At 48.3% G+C, this 18,438-nt stretch carries 15 protein-coding genes; all 15 read left to right on the top strand.

Features of this window, described 5'->3' with window-relative positions; all coding sequences use genetic code 11:
- The first annotated feature begins 311 nt into the window (after window positions 1–311).
- The 15 genes from lrhA to elaB all read left to right on the top strand — a co-directional run bounded on the left by lrhA (window position 312) and on the right by elaB (window position 17,770).
- Complete coding sequence (gene lrhA / locus ACKPVM_RS20045) at window positions 312–1,217, top strand: transcriptional regulator LrhA (RefSeq protein ID WP_409311510.1); 906 nt, start codon at window positions 312–314, stop codon at window positions 1,215–1,217.
- 679 nt (window positions 1,218–1,896) lie between these two features.
- On the top strand, window positions 1,897–2,337 hold the full coding sequence (locus ACKPVM_RS20040; RefSeq protein WP_409311509.1) for an NADH-quinone oxidoreductase subunit A: 441 nt from the start codon (window positions 1,897–1,899) through the stop codon (window positions 2,335–2,337).
- Window positions 2,338–2,354: 17 nt separating this feature from the next.
- A complete protein-coding gene (locus tag ACKPVM_RS20035; RefSeq protein WP_409311508.1) occupies window positions 2,355–3,029 on the top strand; it encodes a NuoB/complex I 20 kDa subunit family protein in 675 nt (224 codons plus the stop codon).
- Between the two features lie 84 nt (window positions 3,030–3,113).
- A complete protein-coding gene (nuoC, locus tag ACKPVM_RS20030; RefSeq protein ID WP_409311519.1) occupies window positions 3,114–4,925 on the top strand; it encodes an NADH-quinone oxidoreductase subunit C/D in 1,812 nt (603 codons plus the stop codon).
- A gap of 2 nt (window positions 4,926–4,927) precedes the next feature.
- Complete coding sequence (nuoE, locus tag ACKPVM_RS20025) at window positions 4,928–5,488, top strand: NADH-quinone oxidoreductase subunit NuoE (RefSeq protein ID WP_409311507.1); 561 nt, start codon at window positions 4,928–4,930, stop codon at window positions 5,486–5,488.
- Entirely contained in the window at window positions 5,485–6,834 is a 1,350-nt protein-coding gene (gene nuoF / locus ACKPVM_RS20020; RefSeq protein ID WP_409311506.1) for an NADH-quinone oxidoreductase subunit NuoF, read from the top strand. Before nuoE ends, nuoF begins: the two co-directional genes overlap by 4 nt.
- A gap of 159 nt (window positions 6,835–6,993) precedes the next feature.
- Complete coding sequence (nuoG, locus tag ACKPVM_RS20015; protein ID WP_409311505.1) at window positions 6,994–9,720, top strand: NADH-quinone oxidoreductase subunit NuoG; 2,727 nt, start codon at window positions 6,994–6,996, stop codon at window positions 9,718–9,720.
- Window positions 9,717–10,694, top strand: a complete 978-nt coding sequence (gene nuoH / locus ACKPVM_RS20010; RefSeq protein ID WP_409311504.1) for an NADH-quinone oxidoreductase subunit NuoH — start codon at window positions 9,717–9,719, stop codon at window positions 10,692–10,694. The genes nuoG and nuoH overlap by 4 nt, the downstream gene beginning before the upstream one ends.
- A 14-nt stretch (window positions 10,695–10,708) precedes the next feature.
- On the top strand, window positions 10,709–11,251 hold the full coding sequence (gene nuoI / locus ACKPVM_RS20005; protein ID WP_409311503.1) for an NADH-quinone oxidoreductase subunit NuoI: 543 nt from the start codon (window positions 10,709–10,711) through the stop codon (window positions 11,249–11,251).
- 9 nt (window positions 11,252–11,260) lie between these two features.
- A complete protein-coding gene (nuoJ, locus tag ACKPVM_RS20000) occupies window positions 11,261–11,818 on the top strand; it encodes an NADH-quinone oxidoreductase subunit J (protein WP_409311502.1) in 558 nt (185 codons plus the stop codon).
- Window positions 11,815–12,117, top strand: coding sequence for an NADH-quinone oxidoreductase subunit NuoK (gene nuoK / locus ACKPVM_RS19995; protein WP_409311501.1), 303 nt, complete (start codon window positions 11,815–11,817; stop codon window positions 12,115–12,117). The genes nuoJ and nuoK overlap by 4 nt, the downstream gene beginning before the upstream one ends.
- Window positions 12,114–13,961: an NADH-quinone oxidoreductase subunit L gene (nuoL, locus tag ACKPVM_RS19990; RefSeq protein WP_409311500.1), complete on the top strand. Its 1,848-nt coding sequence runs from the start codon at window positions 12,114–12,116 to the stop codon at window positions 13,959–13,961. Before nuoK ends, nuoL begins: the two co-directional genes overlap by 4 nt.
- 97 nt (window positions 13,962–14,058) lie before the next feature.
- Complete coding sequence (gene nuoM, locus ACKPVM_RS19985) at window positions 14,059–15,594, top strand: NADH-quinone oxidoreductase subunit M (RefSeq protein WP_409311499.1); 1,536 nt, start codon at window positions 14,059–14,061, stop codon at window positions 15,592–15,594.
- Between the two features lie 6 nt (window positions 15,595–15,600).
- Complete coding sequence (gene nuoN, locus ACKPVM_RS19980; RefSeq protein WP_409311498.1) at window positions 15,601–17,058, top strand: NADH-quinone oxidoreductase subunit NuoN; 1,458 nt, start codon at window positions 15,601–15,603, stop codon at window positions 17,056–17,058.
- A 400-nt stretch (window positions 17,059–17,458) separates the two neighbouring features.
- Complete coding sequence (elaB, locus tag ACKPVM_RS19975) at window positions 17,459–17,770, top strand: stress response protein ElaB (RefSeq protein ID WP_409311497.1); 312 nt, start codon at window positions 17,459–17,461, stop codon at window positions 17,768–17,770.
- Window positions 17,771–18,438: the final 668 nt, after the last annotated feature.

The raw sequence follows: 18,438 nt of genomic DNA, 5'->3' as shown, positions 1-18,438 counted from the left end.
ATCTTTGTGAGTCAGCCATGACTCTCTCTCCTCAGCCTGCGCTGATTATTTTAAATAACAGATACTTTTATTTTTCAGAACGAAAAAATGAGAAATGGTTTTTTATTCTGGTAAAGATTGAAACTGACGAACCATTTAAAATAAGGAGGCGTTATCAATAGAAAAGACGATAGGGATAACGAAATATAAGTATTTTTTTGCCCTTATCGTGCGTCTGCGATAGTGTCTTAAATGTATGGGTTGTTCCCATTACATGTAATAAACACCAGGAATGTTTTGTTAAAAATTAAAATAGATAAGTGAATAATCGTATGACCAATGCAAATCGACCAGTACTTAATCTCGATCTTGATCTATTGAGAACGTTTGTCGCGGTTGCAGATTTAAATACCTTTGCCGCCGCTGCTGTTGCCGTATGCCGGACTCAATCGGCTGTCAGCCAGCAGATGCAACGTTTAGAACAACTCATCGGAAAGGAACTGTTCGCTCGTCATGGGCGAAATAAACAGTTAACTGAACACGGTATCCAATTTCTGGGTTACGCCAGAAAGATATTACAATTCAATGATGAAGCCTGTACTTCATTAATGTATAGCGATATTCAGGGGACACTTACCATCGGTGCTTCTGATGACACAGCTGATACCATTCTTCCTTATATTTTACATCGGGTAACCTCGGTTTTTCCTAAATTATCGATAGCCGTCAGTGTAAAACGCAGCGTGGAAATGTTGGACATGCTGCATGAGGGGAAAATTGATCTGGTGATTACCACGATGAATAGTGTTGGCTTTCCTCATGTATTATTACGCAGTTCTCCTACGTTGTGGTATTGCGCTGCGGATTATCAATTTAGACCGGAAGAACCCGTGCCGCTTGTTGTGTTGGATGAACCGAGCCCTTTTCGTGCATTAGCGCTGGAAAAGTTAAAAGCTGCGGGCCTTCCCTGGAAGATATCCTATGTGGCATCGACCTTATCTGCGGTAAGGGCGGCGGTTAAGGCAGGGCTCGGGGTGACGGTGAGATCTGTCGAAATGATGAGCCCAGAGTTGAAAGTGCTCGGCGAGGAGGATGGATTACCCAAGCTGCCGGAAACACGCTATTTCTTGTGCAGAAATCCACATCATGAAAATGAGCTGGCGACAGCCATTTTTAGCGTGATTGAGTCAGGGAGCAAAGCACAAATGATCCCTGCTGTCACGACACAAGACCAATAATGGTACGTGTTTTTTAGCTTCATTGCTAAAGGAGACATATCATTTGATGATAAGCCTGACGTTATTCGGGCAACAAGGATATAGCCCGAATGATGATGACTTGCCCGTGATGTGAGTACAACGCCTATCCGCACCCAGAGCACTTTGATTTAGCCTTTATTGGCATAAAAGACATTGATATTCGCTGTATTATTTTTTATAAAACGCTAGTTCGATTTTTTTAATCGATTGTTGCAAAAATTCATTCCCCGTCAAAAGTCAACCGCACTAATTTTTTTACTAACTAAATTGGAAAAAATGTGTGCTGGATCAAAAAATAACCCTAATAACCCCATGGGGGAACAGGCAATCCCTGTGAAAATGGTATAGTGGCTCCGCAATTTGATGTCTTTAGCCGTAGCCATTTGTTAACAAGTTACGTGACTGACACGATTTAGCTTGAGGCGAGAACACAAAATGTTAACAAAACCACGTGCATGTGAAGTAATGTACTGTTATTTTTAGTAAGGTTGAAAAAAGGTTATAAAATTAGGGGCTCAATCACATCGAATGCCGTTTACCTGATACGTTTCCGTGCCTTTTGTGTGGTTATTTATCCTTCCTTTTAATCGATGTGGCGTATTAACTGCCGAAAAAGAGCAGATGTATTCCCGCCACTTTTGATGAGTAAGCAAAGAGTATGTCAACAACTACTGAAGTCCTCGCCCATCACTGGGCATTTGCGCTATTCCTTATCGTTGCTGTGGGCCTGTGCGGTTTTATGCTGGCAGGGGGATTCTTGCTCGGTGGGAGAGCAAGAGCCAGAGCTAAAAACGTTCCTTATGAATCCGGTATCGATTCCGTCGGTTCAGCGCGTTTGCGTCTGTCCGCCAAATTTTATCTGGTCGCCATGTTTTTCGTTATCTTCGATGTTGAAGCCCTATATCTCTACGCCTGGGCTGTTTCTATCAGAGAAAGCGGCTGGATTGGCTTTATCGAAGCAACCATTTTCATTTTGGTGCTGTTGGCGGGTTTGATTTATCTGGTTCGCGTTGGGGCGCTTGACTGGACCCCCTCTCGTTCTAAACGACAAGTCGTTAAATCAGACACTATCAACACTATCAACACTCATCAGCAGTAATAGCGAGGCATTTTAAGATGGACTATACGCTCACCCGCATAGAGCCGGACGGTGAGAATAACCGTTATCCCCTGCAACGCCAGGAGATCGTTTCCGACCCTCTGGAGCAACATGTTCACCGCAGTGTCTATATGGGCAAACTGGAACATGCATTACACGATACGGTGAACTGGGGACGCAAGAATTCTCTATGGCCTTATAACTTTGGCCTTTCCTGCTGCTACGTTGAAATGGTGACGTCGTTTACTGCTGTTCATGACGTTGCTCGTTTTGGATCTGAAGTACTGCGAGCATCACCTCGTCAGGCTGACTTTATGGTGGTGGCGGGAACCTGCTTTACCAAAATGGCACCGGTTATCCAGCGCTTATATGAGCAGATGCTGGAACCAAAATGGGTGATCTCCATGGGGGCCTGTGCTAACTCTGGCGGTATGTACGACATCTATTCCGTGGTTCAGGGAGTCGATAAATTCCTGCCGGTTGATGTGTATATTCCTGGTTGTCCGCCGCGTCCTGAAGCGTATATTCAAGCTCTGCTACTGTTAAAAGAGTCCATTGGGAAAGAACGTCGCCCTCTGTCATGGGTGGTGGGAGAACAGGGCGTTTACCGTGCCAACATGCAATCCGAACGGGAACGTAAACGCGGTGAGCGTATCGCAGTAACCAATCTGCGTTCGCCCGATGAGATTTGATCTGTAAATGATGATCCCGCTGGCCGCGTAATATCACGATAACAGTGTGCGGTCATGATCAGATACAGCAATAGCACATTTAATGTGGTGACATTTATGACAGATTTAACGACGCACGATCTCGCACTGCCTGCTTGGCAAACCCGTGATCACCTTGACGATCCGGTCATTAGCGAACTGTGTAACCGTTTTGGACCTGATTCGTTTACGGTACAAGCTACACGTACTGGCGTACCCGTAGTGTGGGTCAAACGTGAGCAATTATTAGATGTTGTGTCTTTCCTGAAAAAACAACCGAAACCGTATGTCATGTTATTTGATTTACATGGCATGGATGAGCGTCTGCGTACGCATCGTGAAGGTTTGCCCGCTGCTGATTTTTCTGTTTTTTATCATTTAATTTCCATTGAGCGGAACCGCGACATCATGCTGAAAGTCGCGTTGGTCGAAGGCGATATGCATTTGCCGACGATGACTAGCCTGTTTCCTAATGCCAACTGGTATGAGCGGGAAACTTGGGAAATGTTCGGTATGACCTTTGATGGGCACCCGCATTTGACGCGCATTATGATGCCGCATACTTGGGAAGGTCATCCGCTACGTAAAGATTACCCCGCTCGGGCGACCGAATTCGATCCATTCGTGTTGACCAAGCAGAAAGAAGATTTGGAAATGGAGTCGCTGACGTTCAAACCCGAAGATTGGGGAATGAAACGCGGTACTGAAAATGAAGATTTCATGTTCCTTAACTTGGGGCCGAACCACCCATCTTCACACGGTGCTTTCCGTATTATCCTGCAACTGGATGGTGAGGAAGTGCTCGATTGCGTGCCTGATGTGGGTTATCACCATCGTGGTGCGGAAAAAATGGGGGAGCGGCAGTCTTGGCATAGCTATATTCCTTATACCGATCGCATTGAATACTTGGGCGGCTGCGTTAATGAAATGCCTTACGTCCTTGCTGTTGAAAAACTGGCGGGCATTGACGTACCAGAACGCGTAAAAGTTATTCGCGTGATGCTGTCCGAACTCTTTCGTATTAATAGCCATCTGCTTTATATCAGTACGTATATTCAGGACGTCGGTGCAATGACGCCGGTGTTCTTTGCCTTTACCGATCGCCAGAAAATTTACGATCTGGTTGAAGCGATCACAGGATTTCGTATGCACCCAGCCTGGTTCCGTATCGGCGGGGTTGCGCATGATTTGCCGCGTGGTTGGGAACGTCTCCTGCGCGAATTCCTCGATTGGATGCCATCTCGTCTGGATACCTACGTTAAAGCGGCATTACAAAATACGATCCTGAAAGGCCGTACTCAAGGTGTTGCCGCTTACAACGCGAAAGAAGCGTTGGAGTGGGGCGTTACTGGAGCGGGGCTGCGTGCAACCGGTATCGGTTTTGACGTGCGTAAATGGCGCCCGTATTCCGGCTATGAAAACTTTGATTTTGAAGTGCCCGTCGGAAACGGCATTAGCGATTGCTATAGCCGTGTAATGTTGAAAGTGGAAGAATTGCGTCAGAGCCTGCGTATTTTGGAACAGTGCCTTAAAAATATGCCGGAAGGGCCATTTAAAGCGGATCACCCGCTGACCACGCCGCCGCCAAAAGAGCGCACATTGCAGCATATTGATACGTTGATTAACCACTTCCTGCAAGTTTCGTGGGGGCCGGTTATGCCTGCCAATGAGTCATTCCAGATGATTGAGGCAACCAAGGGTATCAATAGTTACTACCTGACCAGTGACGGCGGCACCATGAGCTACCGTACCCGTATTCGCACGCCGAGTTATGCGCATCTGCAACAGATTCCGTCTGTAATCCGAGGATGTCTGGTATCCGATTTGATCGTTTACCTCGGCAGTATTGATTTTGTTATGTCAGATGTGGACCGCTAACTATGCATGATCACAATATTCTTGATAACGGCAAACACGAGCATATCGATACTCAGGGGCAACCCGCCGCCGATTCATTGACGAAAGACACTGTTTTCGTGTTAAGCGAAGCCGAGCGCGATGCGATTGAACATGAAAAACACCATTATGAAGATGCCCGGGCCGCCTCGATTGAAGCGTTGAAAATCGTGCAGAAACAACGTGGATGGGTGCCAGATGGCGCGATTTACGCTATTGCCGATGTGCTAGGCATTCCTGCCAGTGATGTCGAAGGTGTCGCGACATTCTATAGCCAAATTTTCCGCCAACCCGTTGGGCGCCACATCATTCGTTATTGCGACAGTGTGGTATGCCATATCAACGGTTATCAGGGCGTGCAGGCTGCGCTGGAGCGTAAGCTCAGCATTAAACCAGGCCAAACGACGTTTGATGGACGTTTTACGTTGCTGCCGACCTGCTGTTTGGGAAACTGTGACAAAGGGCCGTCAATGATGATTGATGAAGATACGCATAGCCACGTGACGCCTGAAGATATCGAATCGTTATTGGAGCAGTATCAATGAGTAAAAACATTGTTCTGACTGCTGAGCAGCATCCTCTGACCTGGCGTTTGCGTGAAGATAAACAACCGGTTTGGCTGGATGAGTATTGCAGTAAAAATGGTTATGTCGGTGCAAAAAAAGCATTAAATGGCATGGCGCAGGGAGACGTGGTTTCTCTGGTTAAAGATGCTGGGTTAAAAGGGCGAGGCGGTGCAGGCTTTTCGACCGGGCTGAAATGGAGCCTGATGCCGAAAGACGAGAGCATGAATATCCGCTATTTGCTGTGTAACGCGGATGAGATGGAACCAGGAACATACAAAGATCGCCTCTTGATGGAGCAACTGCCCCACCTTTTAATTGAAGGGATGCTGATCAGTGCTTTCGCGTTAAAAGCTTATCGTGGCTACATCTTTCTGCGTGGCGAATATATTGAAGCCGCTGCGAATTTACGTCGCGCCATTGAAGAAGCGAAAGCTGCCGGGTTGTTGGGAAAAAATATTCTTGGCAGTGGATTCGATTTTGAATTGTTCGTCCACACGGGAGCAGGACGTTATATCTGTGGTGAAGAGACGGCGTTAATCAATTCACTGGAAGGTCGTCGTGCTAACCCGCGCTCTAAGCCGCCTTTCCCCGCCTCGGCGGGTGTTTGGGGTAAACCAACCTGCGTGAACAACGTTGAAACGCTGTGTAATGTGCCAGCGATTATTGAACATGGCGTGGATTGGTACCAAGGGCTTTCTGCCGGAAAGAGTAAAGATGCCGGAACGAAGCTGATGGGATTCTCCGGGCGAGTAAAAAACCCAGGGTTATGGGAATTGCCATTCGGCACGACGGCGAGAGAAATCCTTGAAGACTACGCTGGCGGCATGCGTGATGGGCTGAAGTTTAAAGCCTGGCAGCCAGGAGGCGCAGGAACCGATTTTCTGACCGAGGCTCACCTCGATCTTCCTATGGATTTTGAACACATCGCCAAGGCTGGAAGTCGTCTCGGTACCGCGTTGGCGATGGCTGTTGATCACGAAATCAATATGGTATCGCTCACGCGTAATCTGGAAGAGTTTTTTGCCCGCGAGTCCTGCGGATGGTGTACGCCTTGCCGCGATGGTTTGCCGTGGAGCGTCAAGCTGTTACGCGCGTTGGAACGTGGTGAAGGGCAGCCTGGAGATATTGAAACGCTGGAGCAGTTGTGCCGTTTCCTCGGGCCGGGTAATACGTTCTGTGCACATGCGCCGGGCGCGGTAGAACCTCTTCAGAGCGCCATTAAATATTTCCGAGAAGAATTTGAGGCGGGAATTTCTCCACAATATCTGGGTAACCTGAAAGCGATTGGTGGTATTCAGCCTAACTTGTTGAAAGAGCGCTGGTAACAGTCGAGCTGATATGTACTTACACCTGATAAGTACCCGACCCGATAAGTGTGAGATGCAGTCAATGTATCCGCCGGGTGGCATAAATAAGCCACGCCGATAATAGAATTTTTGATTAGTGCTCGTGGTAACACGAGCCATTATGGAAGCATGCTGACTATGGCTACTATTCATGTAGACGGCAAAGAGTATGAAGTAAACGGAGCAGACAACCTTCTTGAGGCCTGTCTGTCCCTTGGACTTGATATTCCTTACTTTTGCTGGCACCCGGCGCTGGGAAGCGTTGGATCCTGCCGCCTTTGTGCGGTAAAGCAATACCAGAACGCGGAGGATACTCGCGGCAGGCTGGTGATGTCTTGTATGACACCGGCTACCGAGGGAACGTTCATTGCCATTGAAGATGAAGAAGCAAAACTGTTTCGTAAAACAATCGTTGAGTTTCTGATGACCAACCACCCGCATGACTGTCCGGTCTGTGAGGAGGGAGGGAACTGCCATCTTCAGGATATGACGGTAATGACGGGACAGAACTTCCGCCGCTATCGTTTTACAAAGCGTACACACCGCAATCAGGATCTCGGTCCTTTCATTTCGCATGAAATGAACCGTTGCATTGCTTGTTATCGCTGCGTCCGTTACTACAAAGATTATGCCGATGGCAAGGATCTTGGCGTATACGGTGCGCATGACAACGTTTATTTTGGTCGTCCTGAAGATGGTACGTTGGAAAGCGAATTCTCCGGTAATCTGGTTGAAGTATGTCCTACCGGCGTATTTACTGATAAAACGCACTCCGAGCGCTATAACCGTAAATGGGATATGCAGTTTGCACCGAGTATCTGCCAGCAGTGCAGCATCGGTTGTAATACCAGCCCTGGCGAGCGTTATGGTGAGTTGCGCCGTATCGAAAACCGTTTCAACGGCAGTGTAAACCATTATTTCCTCTGTGACCGTGGTCGTTTTGGCTATGGCTACGTTAATCTGAAAGATCGTCCCCAACAGCCATTGCAACGTCGTGGTGACGATTGGATTGCGCTGAACGCTGAGCAGGCACTGCAAGGTGCAGCAGATGTTTTGCGTCAGGCGAAGAAGGCGATTGGTATCGGTTCACCTCGTGCCAGCGTTGAAAGCAACTTTGCACTACGTGAGCTCGTAGGCGCGGAGAACTTTTATACTGGTATTGCGCAGGAAGAACAAAACCGTCTGCAATTGGTACTGAAGGTATTACAGGAAAGCGGCATCCGTACGCCTGCCTTACGTGAAATAGAAAGTTACGACGCGGTTCTGATTCTGGGTGAAGATTTAACACAGACTGGCGCACGTATCGCGCTGGCTGTTCGTCAAGCCGTTAAAGGCAAGGCCCGGGAGATGGCCGCGGCACAAAAAGTCGCTGACTGGCAAATTGCTGCGATTCTGAATATTGGGCAACATGCCAAACACCCGCTGTTTGTCACCAACGTAGATAATACCCGGCTGGATGATATTGCGGCCTGGAACTATCGTGCGCCGGTTGCCGATCAGGCTCGTCTGGGGTTTGCTATCGCGCATGCGCTTGACGAAAATGCGCCAGCGGTAACCGATCTGGCTGCCGGATTGGATCAGAAGGTTGATATCATTGTGCAGGCTTTGGCTGGCGCGAAGAAACCGCTAATCATTTCTGGTACCAATTCTGGCAGTGAAGAAATTATCGCGGCGGCGGCGAATGTGGCGAAAGCGCTGAAAAATCGCGGTTCTGATGTTGGCATTACGTTTGTTGCAGCGGCTGCAAACAGCATTGGTGTGTCGATGATTGGCGGTGGTTCTCTTGATGAAGCGTTGGCTCAACTTGAGAGCGGCGAAGCCGATAGCGTGGTCGTACTGGAAAACGATCTTTACCGTCACGCCCCCGCGGCACGAGTTGATGCCGCTTTGGAGAAAGTGACGAATTTGGTTGTGCTGGATCACCAGCGTACACCGATTATGGATAAAGCCAGTCTCATTTTCTCATCGGCCAGTTTTGCTGAAAGCGATGGTACGTTGATTAGCCAGGAAGGCCGCGCTCAGCGCTTCTTCCAAGTTTATGATCCAACATACTACAACGATAAAGTGGTTATGCTGGAAAGTTGGCGTTGGCTGCATTCGCTGTTCATTACTTATAACAGCCGTCAGGTTGACTGGACTCAACTCGATCATGTGATTGATGCTTGTGTCAGTGAGCTGCCGCAGTTAGCTGCCATTAAAGACGCTGCGCCGGATGCTTCTTTCCGTATTCTCGGACAGAAACTGGCTCGTTCACCTAATCGTTCAAGTGGTCGTACGGCGATGCGAGCGAATATTAGCGTGCATGAGCCGCGCCAACCGCAAGATAAAGACACAATGTTTGCCTTCTCAATGGAAGGGAACAACAGCCCAACCGCTAACCGACAGCAGATCCCGTTTGCCTGGGCTCCAGGCTGGAACTCACCGCAGGCATGGAATAAGTTCCAGGATGAAGTGGGTGGGCATCTGCGTCATGGCGATCCCGGCGTACGCATTATCGAAGCGGGTGAAGCATCGTTGGAATATTTTGATAATATCCCGGCTGCGTTTGTTGCGGTATCTGGTCAGTGGCGAGTTGCACCGTATTATCACTTGTTTGGCAGTGAAGAGATGTCACAGCGTTCTTCTGTTATTCAGCAGCGCATGACTGAACCTTACGTGATGGTTAATCCTGCTGACGCAGCTTCGCTTGGCGTTAACGCCGGCGCTTTGCTGGAACTGACTTGTAGCGGTCAGACGTTGCGTTTACCGCTACGTTTAAGTGCCGAGCTGTGTCAGGGACAGGTCGGTTTGCCACTCGGATTCCCGGGGATTGCTCCGGTTCTGGTCGGTGCAACCGTTGAAAATCTGCGGGAGGCTGCACTATGAGTTGGTTAACACCGGAAATATTAGAGATCCTGGGATCTGTCGGGAAAGCGATTGTCATTTTGCTGGTGGTTGTGACCTGTGGCGCATTCATGAGTATGGGCGAGCGTAAGCTACTTGGCTTGTTCCAAGGGCGCTATGGGCCAAACCGGGTAGGCTGGGGCGGTTCGTTACAGCTTGTCGCTGATATGATCAAAATGTTCTTCAAAGAAGACTGGGTGCCGAAGTTTACGGATAAAGTTATCTTCACTTTAGCGCCGATGATCGCTTTTACCTCAATGTTGATTGCCTTCGCGATTGTTCCTATTACCCCTACATGGGGCGTGTCGGACCTGAACATTGGCCTGTTGTTTTTCCTGATGATGGCAGGGCTTGCGGTCTATGCCGTGCTGTTTGCGGGTTGGGCAAGTAACAACAAATACTCATTGCTGGGTGCGGTACGTGCATCAGCCCAAACGGTGAGCTATGAAGTCTTTATCGGGTTGTCGTTAATGGGGGTTGTTGCACAAGCGGGCTCGTTCAATATGCGCGATATCGTGGATTCACAAGCGCATTTGTGGAATGTGATCCCGCAGTTCTTTGGCTTCATTACCTTTGCCATCGCAGGTGTTGCCGTTTGCCACCGTCATCCCTTTGACCAGCCGGAAGCCGAGCAGGAACTGGCTGATGGTTATCACATTGAATATTCCGGTATGAAATTTGGTTTGTTCTTTGTGGGGGAATATATCGGTATCGTGACCGTTTCTGCGCTCATCGTCACCCTGTTTTTCGGTGGCTGGCATGGTCCGTTCCTGCCTCCGTTTGTCTGGTTTGCGCTAAAAACGGGATTTTTCATGATGATGTTTATCCTGATCCGTGCCTCGTTACCCCGTCCGCGTTATGACCAGGTGATGGCTTTCGGCTGGAAAGTCTGTCTGCCGATAACGCTTTTGAATCTGCTGGCGACGGCTGCCGTCATTCTGTACAACGCTCAATAAGGGGTGAATAAACCATGACATTGAAAGAGTTAGTGGTTGGTTTCGGCACCCAGATACGCAGTATCTGTATGGTGGGATCGAATGCTTTTAAGAAGCGCGAAACCAAAATGTATCCCGAGGAGCCAGTCAACCCGCCGCCGCGTTACCGTGGCCGTATTGTGTTGACGCGCGATCCGGATGGTCAAGAGCGTTGCGTTGCTTGTAACTTGTGTGCAGTCGCTTGCCCGGTTGGTTGCATTTCTTTGCAAAAAGCCGAAACGAAAGATGGGCGCTGGTACCCCGAGTTTTTCCGCATCAACTTCTCACGCTGTATTTTCTGCGGTTTTTGTGAAGAAGCTTGTCCGACGACGGCCATTCAATTGACGCCGGATTTTGAGATGGGCGATTACAAACGTCAGGATTTGGTTTACGAGAAAGACGATTTGCTGATATCGGGGCCGGGTAAATATCCGGAATATAATTTCTACCGGATGGCCGGTATGGCGATTGATGGGAAAGATAAAGGCGAAGCCGAAAACGAAGCCAAACCCATTGATGTCAAAGGCTTGTTGCCCTAAGGAGCTAGCATGGAATTCGCTTTTTATACCACAGGTTTGATTGCGATACTGGCGACATTGCGCGTCATTACGCATACCAACCCTGTGCATGCATTGTTGTATATGGTCACCTCGCTAATGGCAATCGCCGGCGTTTTCTTCTCTCTGGGCGCTAATTTTGCCGGAGCACTTAGCATTATTGTTTATGCAGGTGCCATCATGGTGCTGTTCGTGTTCGTCGTTATGATGCTTAACCTCGGTAGCTCAGTTGTCGAACAGGAGCGGAATTGGTTGAAACCCGGTGTCTGGATTGGCCCTGGTATCCTGTCGCTGGCGCTATTAATCATCGTGGTCAATGCCATACTCAGCCTTAAAGAACAGGGTATTAGCGGTGAATCGATTGAAGCGAAAGCAGTCGGTATCAGCCTGTTTGGACCTTATGTTTTAGCGGTTGAACTTGCCTCGATGCTGTTGTTGGCAGGCTTGGTTGTCGCTTTCCATATTGGTCGTGAAGACAAACGTGGCGATGTCATCAGTAAAGACAGCACCCAGGATGTTGAGAAGAAAATAACGGGGGAACGCGCATGATTCCGTTACAACATGGTTTGATTCTGGCCGCCATATTGTTTGCTTTGGGGCTAACAGGACTACTGATTCGCCGTAACTTTCTGTTCATGTTGATTAGCCTTGAAATCATGATTAACGCTGCCGCACTGGCATTTGTTGTGGCGGGTAGTTACTGGCAACAGGCCGATGGTCAGGTGATGTACATCCTGGCGATTACGCTTGCTGCTGCCGAGGCGAGTATTGGTTTGGCACTGCTGCTGCAAATGTATCGCCGCCGCCAGACCCTGAATATTGATACAGTCAGTGAGATGCGCGGATGAACTTACTCTATTTAACAATATTATTCCCGCTGCTTGGATTTTTGTTATTGGCCTTTTCTCGTGGCCGCTGGTCTGAAAACACTTCCGCGACGGTGGGTGTTGGCTCAATTGGTCTGGCAGCGTTGGTTACTGCTTGGGCTGTGGTCGATTTTATGGGCCAACAGCACGGTGGAGTGACCTTCTTCAACCAGCATCTGTGGACATGGATGGCAGTCGGTGATTTCGATATCAGCGTGACATTAACGCTTGATGGTCTGTCACTCACCATGTTGTCGGTGGTGGTTGGCGTTGGCTTCTTCATCCATCTCTTCGCTTCCTGGTATATGCGTGGTGAAGAGGGGTATTCTCGCTTTTTCGCCTACACCAACTTGTTTATCGCGAGCATGGTGGTGTTGGTTTTGGCAGATAACCTGCTTCTTATGTATCTCGGATGGGAAGGCGTGGGGTTGTGCAGTTACCTGCTGATCGGTTTCTACTACACCAATCCGAAGAACGGCGCTGCGGCGATGAAAGCGTTTGTGGTCACGCGTGTCGGCGACGTATTTTTGGCTTTTGCCTTGTTCATCCTGTACAACGAACTGGGTACGCTTAATTTCCGTGAGTTGATGGTTCTGGCACCGCAGCAACTGGCTGAAGGTTCTCCGGCAATTACCTGGGCAACCTTGATGCTTCTCGGCGGTGCGGTCGGTAAATCGGCCCAGTTGCCGTTGCAAACCTGGCTGGCTGATGCGATGGCAGGCCCGACGCCGGTTTCAGCGTTGATCCACGCTGCAACCATGGTAACGGCGGGAGTCTATTTGATTGCCCGTACGCACGGTTTGTTCCTGATGGCACCGGATGTCCTGCATTTGGTCGGTATCATTGGCGCGGTCACATTGGTATTGGCCGGGTTTGCCGCGTTGGTACAAACCGATATCAAGCGTGTGCTTGCTTATTCCACCATGAGTCAGATTGGCTATATGTTTCTGGCTTTGGGTGTTCAGGCGTGGGATGCAGCGATCTTTCACCTGATGACGCACGCATTCTTTAAAGCGTTGCTGTTCCTCTCTTCTGGTTCGGTCATTCTGGCTTGCCACCATGAGCAGAATATTTTCAAAATGGGCGGTTTGCGTAAAACCATCCCGTTGGTGTATGTCTGCTTCCTGGTGGGCGGCTCCGCATTAGCCGCCTTGCCGTTACTGACAGCGGGTTTCTTCAGTAAAGATGAAATCTTGGCCGGTGCATGGGCAAATGGCCATATGAATCTGATGGTGGCTGGGTTAGCGGGAGCCTTTATGACCTCGCTATATACTTTCCGCATGATCTTCATTGTGTTCCATGGCGAAGCAAAAACCAAAGCACATGCAGGGAAAGGCATCTCTCATCATTTGCCGCTCGTTGTGTTGATGGTGCTATCGACCTTTATTGGCGCAAAGATCGTTCCGCCTCTGCATGGCGTATTGCCACAGACAACCGCGTTGGATCATGGTCAGGTCATGACCCTGGAAATAGCCTCCGGTATCGTTGCCATTGCGGGTATTTTGCTTGCTGCCGTGCTGTGGTTGGGTAAACGTCAGGTGGTCAACAGCATTGCGAAAAGCGCACCTGGACGTTTCTTCTCGACATGGTGGTTCCATGCATGGGGTTTCGATTGGGTCTATGACAAAGTTTTTGTCAGACCTTATCTGGCCATTGCGAAACTGCTGCGTCGTGATCCACTGGACAGATTGATGGAACTCCCCGCCATCGTTACTCGCTGGGGTAACTTTGGTCTGACGTTCAGCGAGAATGGTCAATTACGTTGGTACGTTGCTTCGATGGGTGTGGGTGCTGTCGTGATACTGGCCTTACTGTTAGTGGTGTAAGACAGCATCGGGCAACGTGCGAAGGCGGTGCATTTCCTTAGGACATGCCCGCCACGGCAAGATTTCAGATTTCTTTAATTTAGGGACACAAAACGCCATGCTACTACCTTGGCTAATTCTTCTCCCCTTTATCGGCGGTCTGCTGTGCTGGCAGTTAGAGCGTTTTGGTACGAAAGTACCGCGCTGGATCGCGTTAATTGCAATGGGGCTGACACTCGCGCTGTCTCTGCAACTTTGGTTGCAAGGCGGTTACTCTCTGGCGACGCCGAAGGGAATACCCGATTGGCAGGCTGAGTACTATGTGCCGTGGATTCCGCGTTTTGGCATTGGCATCCACCTCGCGCTGGATGGTTTATCGGTGCTGATGGTGGTGTTGACTGGCCTGTTAGGGATTCTGGCGATCCTTTGTTCGTGGAATGAAGAGCAACGGAATCAGGGCTTTTTCCATCTGAACCTATTGTGGATTCTGGGTGCAGTAATCGGCGTATTCCTCGCTATCGACATGTTCCTGTTCTTCTTCTTCTGGGAAATGATGTTGGTGCCGATGTACTTCCTGATCGCACTGTGGGGGCACAAAGGTTCTGATGGCAAAACCAGAATTACCGCTGCAACCAAGTTTTTCATCTATACCCAGGCTAGCGGCTTGGTGATGTTGATCGCGATCCTGGCTCTGGTTTTTGTTCATTACAATGCGACTGGCGTTTGGACGTTCAACTATGAGGAATTGCTGAACACGCCGATGTCTCACGGTATTGAATATTTGTTGATGCTGGGCTTCTTCATTGCGTTTGCAGTGAAAATGCCTGTCGTACCGTTGCATGGCTGGTTGCCTGACGCACATAGTCAGGCTCCGACTGCTGGCTCGGTTGACCTTGCCGGTATCTTGTTGAAAACAGCAGCTTATGGTTTGTTGCGTTTTAGTCTGCCTTTGTTTCCGAATGCTTCGCATGAATTTGCGCCAATCGCAATGTGGTTGGGTGTTATCGGTATTTTTTATGGTGCCTGGATGGCCTTTAATCAAACCGATATTAAACGTCTGATTGCTTATACCTCTGTTTCTCACATGGGGTTCGTGATGATCGCTATTTATTCTGGTAGCCAACTGGCTTATCAGGGTGCGGTTATTCAGATGATTGCGCACGGTTTATCTGCTGCTGGCCTGTTTATTCTGTGTGGTCAGTTGTACGAGCGTTTGCATACCCGTGACATGCGTGAGATGGGGGGGCTGTGGGCTCGCCTGAAATACTTGCCAGCGCTGTCGCTGTTTTTTGCGGTAGCTACATTGGGGATGCCAGGAACCGGTAACTTCGTCGGCGAGTTTATGATTCTGTTCGGTAGCTACCAGGTTGTGCCGATGATTACGGTGATTTCAACCTTCGGTTTGGTATTTGCATCTGTCTATTCATTGATCATGATGCAGCGAGCTTATTATGGCGCACCGAAATCGGAGCAGCCGTTGCAGAGCATGACGTTGCGTGAATTATCCATGGTTCTGCTGTTGGTGGTATTGCTCGTTCTGCTGGGGGTATTCCCGCAGCCGATTCTGGATACCTCTAGTGCTGCGATGTCAAATATCCAGCAGTGGTTTATGTCGTCCGCTCCGGATTCAATAATTTCAACAACAAGGCCGTAATTCGCCATGACAATAACTCTTCAACAACTAATTGCGCTATCGCCGCTGTTAATCGTCGGATTGACGGTAGTGGTTGTGATGCTGTGCATTGCGTGGCGACGCAACCATTTTATCAACGCAACGATGACGGTTATCGGTCTGAATATTGCGCTGCTGTCGCTTTATTTTGTTGGCCAGGCTGGGCCAATGGATGTGACACCTCTGCTGCGCGTTGATGGTTTCTCGATGTTTTATACCGGGCTCGTGTTGTTAGCGAGTCTGGCAACCAGCACCTTTGCCTATCCGTGGCTGGAAGGCTATCCAGATAATCGTGATGAGTTCTATTTGCTCGTGCTTATCGCTGCGCTGGGGGGGATCCTGCTGTCGAGTTCGAATCACCTGGCTTCGTTGTTCATTGGGATAGAACTGCTTTCACTTCCGCTGTTCGGACTGGTGGGGTATGCCTTCCGCCAGAAGCGCTCGCTGGAAGCCAGTATTAAATATATGTTGTTATCAGCCGCTGCGTCTTCTTTCCTATTGTTTGGTATGGCGCTGATTTATGCTGAATCGGGCGATCTGAGTTTTGCCGGTCTTGGAACAAGCCTGAGCGACCATCAGATCCATGAGCCACTTTTGCTGGCCGGTCTGGGGATGATGATCGTTGGCTTAGGCTTCAAATTATCTTTGGTTCCGTTCCAGTTGTGGACGCCGGATGTGTATCAGGGCGCACCTGCACCTGTTTCAACTTTTCTGGCGACGGCCGGTAAGATCGCTGTTTTCGGTGCTGTGATGCGTATGTTCCTGTATGCGCCAATGGCAGACAGTGAATCAGTCAGAATCGCACTTGGCGTTATTGCATTTGCGTCAATTCTGTTCGGTAACGTGATGGCCGTGTCACAGACGAATATTAAACGTCTGCTTGGCTATTCTTCTATCGCTCATCTGGGGTACTTGTTGGTTGCCCTGATTGCGGTTCAGAGCCATCAACTGGCGTTGGAAACGGTCGGTGTTTATCTGGTGGGCTACTTGTTCAGTAGCTTGGGGGCATTTGGTGTTGTGAGCCTGATGTCTAGTCCGTATCGCGGTCCGGATGCTGATTCGTTATTTTCCTATCGTGGCTTGTTCTGGCATAAACCCATTCTGTCTGCGGTTATGACGGTGATGATGTTGTCTTTAGCCGGTATTCCGATGACACTAGGTTTCTTCGGTAAGTTCTATGTACTCGCAGTCGGGGTGAACGCCGAGCTATGGTGGTTGACTGGGGCAGTTGTGCTCGGTAGTGCAATTGGTCTGTACTATTATCTGCGTGTGATGGTTAGCCTCTATTTGAGCGCGCCACAGGTGTTGCAACGTGATACGCCAAATAATTGGGCATTGACCGCTGGCGGTGTTGTTGTTTTGATCTCTGCTATCGCCGTTTTGTTCCTAGGGGTTTATCCGCAGCCGTTGATATCACTGGTTCAACTTGCACAACCGATGATGTAGTTGCTGTTAAGACCTGAATGAAAAACGCCGTTGATGCTTGTTCATCAACGGCGTTTTTTTATGATGAAAAGATCTTGCTGTCTTTAACGTTGTCCTTGTTGCTCATCATGTACAAAAATTTTGTACGCATTTTTTTGATCTACACACTGAATAATTCGAATAGCCTTATGTTGAGTCCACCATCAATGATCTAAGAAACAAGTGTCGTCAGCAGACCAGCAAGTTGAGATTTGGCGGTCATACATTATCTATGGCGTTTCCCTCTTGGATGCTCTTTTCAGACGCTCACTTTAAGAATGATCTGTCTGTTGCAGACCGAGAAGGCACGCAGAATTGTCTATAGTTAATCAGGCGGCGATTTTTCATAGCTAAAATTTTTGATAACAGTGGAGGACACTTTATGACCGAGACAAAAAAACAACCTGAAGAGATTCGCGTTGATGATGATTTAAAACTTTTGTCCGAAACGTTGGATGAGTTATTGCGATATTCGGGCGATCAGGCTGATCAGGCTTATCTTGACCTGAAAAAAGGGGCCGAGAAAGCCTTGTTAGAGGTGAAGGCGCGCATTGGTGTGACGGATAGTTACTATGCGCGTGCAAAGCAGGTTGTGGATAAAGCGGATACCTACGTACATGATAAACCGTGGCAGGGTATTGGGATCGGAGCAACGGTAGGATTGGTTCTGGGCATATTGCTGGCCAGGCGTTAATTTATACGAAAGTTATGCTTTCTCAGCAGGAAAGCAATTCGGTATACTGTACTTATAAAAGTTAATTAAGCATTCTGCGGAGGCTATTGTTTCTACAGAATGCTTTTTTTATTCATTTCATATTATATAAATAGCTGACTAACGATATTACATGCTGTTTATTTTGGTTAGTTGATTTTTATTCTTCGCTTTAAGAAAAATAATAATTTTGTTCATCTATTTGTTCCTTAAGTTTGTTTTTTTGTTAATGTTATTTTAAAATCCGTACGCTATGTAATAAAGATAATAGGATTGAAAAATACATCTTTATTGATGGGTTGATTTAACGGTTTTTTTAATACACTATGCTCCACTGAAAAATCAGTGACATATTCAATGGAATGGGAATGGCGGCATGACACTATTTATCAGAATCTATCTCTCCGTATTTTAAATTTTCCAATAGGAATAGTCTGTATTGTATTTATTTACTTTGCGGAATTACTGTTGATGAAATAATTCATCCTGATTTATTTTTTATCCTGAAATAATTCAAATTGCAGGCTGGTTAATGTGTGTTCGGCTTGAAATATGATGGATATATCGATGATCAGAGTGAACCGAATATCTGTAACTATACCCAAAATAATTCGAGTTGCATGAAGGCGGCAAGTGAGGGAATCCCGATG

Origin of the sequence: Pectobacterium hainanensis (assembly GCF_046237015.1) — a bacterium.
Classification (GTDB): Bacteria; Pseudomonadota; Gammaproteobacteria; order Enterobacterales; family Enterobacteriaceae; genus JBJYIN01.
This window is presented reverse-complemented; position numbering and strand designations above follow the sequence as displayed.

Excerpts from the sequence above, each read along its gene's own strand:
- lrhA (WP_409311510.1), top strand. The coding sequence starts at position 312 with ATGACCAATGCAAATCGACCAGTACTTAATCTCGATCTTGATCTATTG.
- ACKPVM_RS20040 (WP_409311509.1), top strand. The coding sequence starts at position 1,897 with ATGTCAACAACTACTGAAGTCCTCGCCCATCACTGGGCATTTGCGCTA.
- ACKPVM_RS20035 (WP_409311508.1), top strand. The coding sequence starts at position 2,355 with ATGGACTATACGCTCACCCGCATAGAGCCGGACGGTGAGAATAACCGT.
- nuoE (WP_409311507.1), top strand. The coding sequence starts at position 4,928 with ATGCATGATCACAATATTCTTGATAACGGCAAACACGAGCATATCGAT.
- nuoF (WP_409311506.1), top strand. The coding sequence starts at position 5,485 with ATGAGTAAAAACATTGTTCTGACTGCTGAGCAGCATCCTCTGACCTGG.
- nuoG (WP_409311505.1), top strand. The coding sequence starts at position 6,994 with ATGGCTACTATTCATGTAGACGGCAAAGAGTATGAAGTAAACGGAGCA.
- nuoH (WP_409311504.1), top strand. The coding sequence starts at position 9,717 with ATGAGTTGGTTAACACCGGAAATATTAGAGATCCTGGGATCTGTCGGG.
- nuoI (WP_409311503.1), top strand. The coding sequence starts at position 10,709 with ATGACATTGAAAGAGTTAGTGGTTGGTTTCGGCACCCAGATACGCAGT.
- nuoJ (WP_409311502.1), top strand. The coding sequence starts at position 11,261 with ATGGAATTCGCTTTTTATACCACAGGTTTGATTGCGATACTGGCGACA.
- nuoK (WP_409311501.1), top strand. The coding sequence starts at position 11,815 with ATGATTCCGTTACAACATGGTTTGATTCTGGCCGCCATATTGTTTGCT.
- nuoL (WP_409311500.1), top strand. The coding sequence starts at position 12,114 with ATGAACTTACTCTATTTAACAATATTATTCCCGCTGCTTGGATTTTTG.
- nuoM (WP_409311499.1), top strand. The coding sequence starts at position 14,059 with ATGCTACTACCTTGGCTAATTCTTCTCCCCTTTATCGGCGGTCTGCTG.
- nuoN (WP_409311498.1), top strand. The coding sequence starts at position 15,601 with ATGACAATAACTCTTCAACAACTAATTGCGCTATCGCCGCTGTTAATC.
- elaB (WP_409311497.1), top strand. The coding sequence starts at position 17,459 with ATGACCGAGACAAAAAAACAACCTGAAGAGATTCGCGTTGATGATGAT.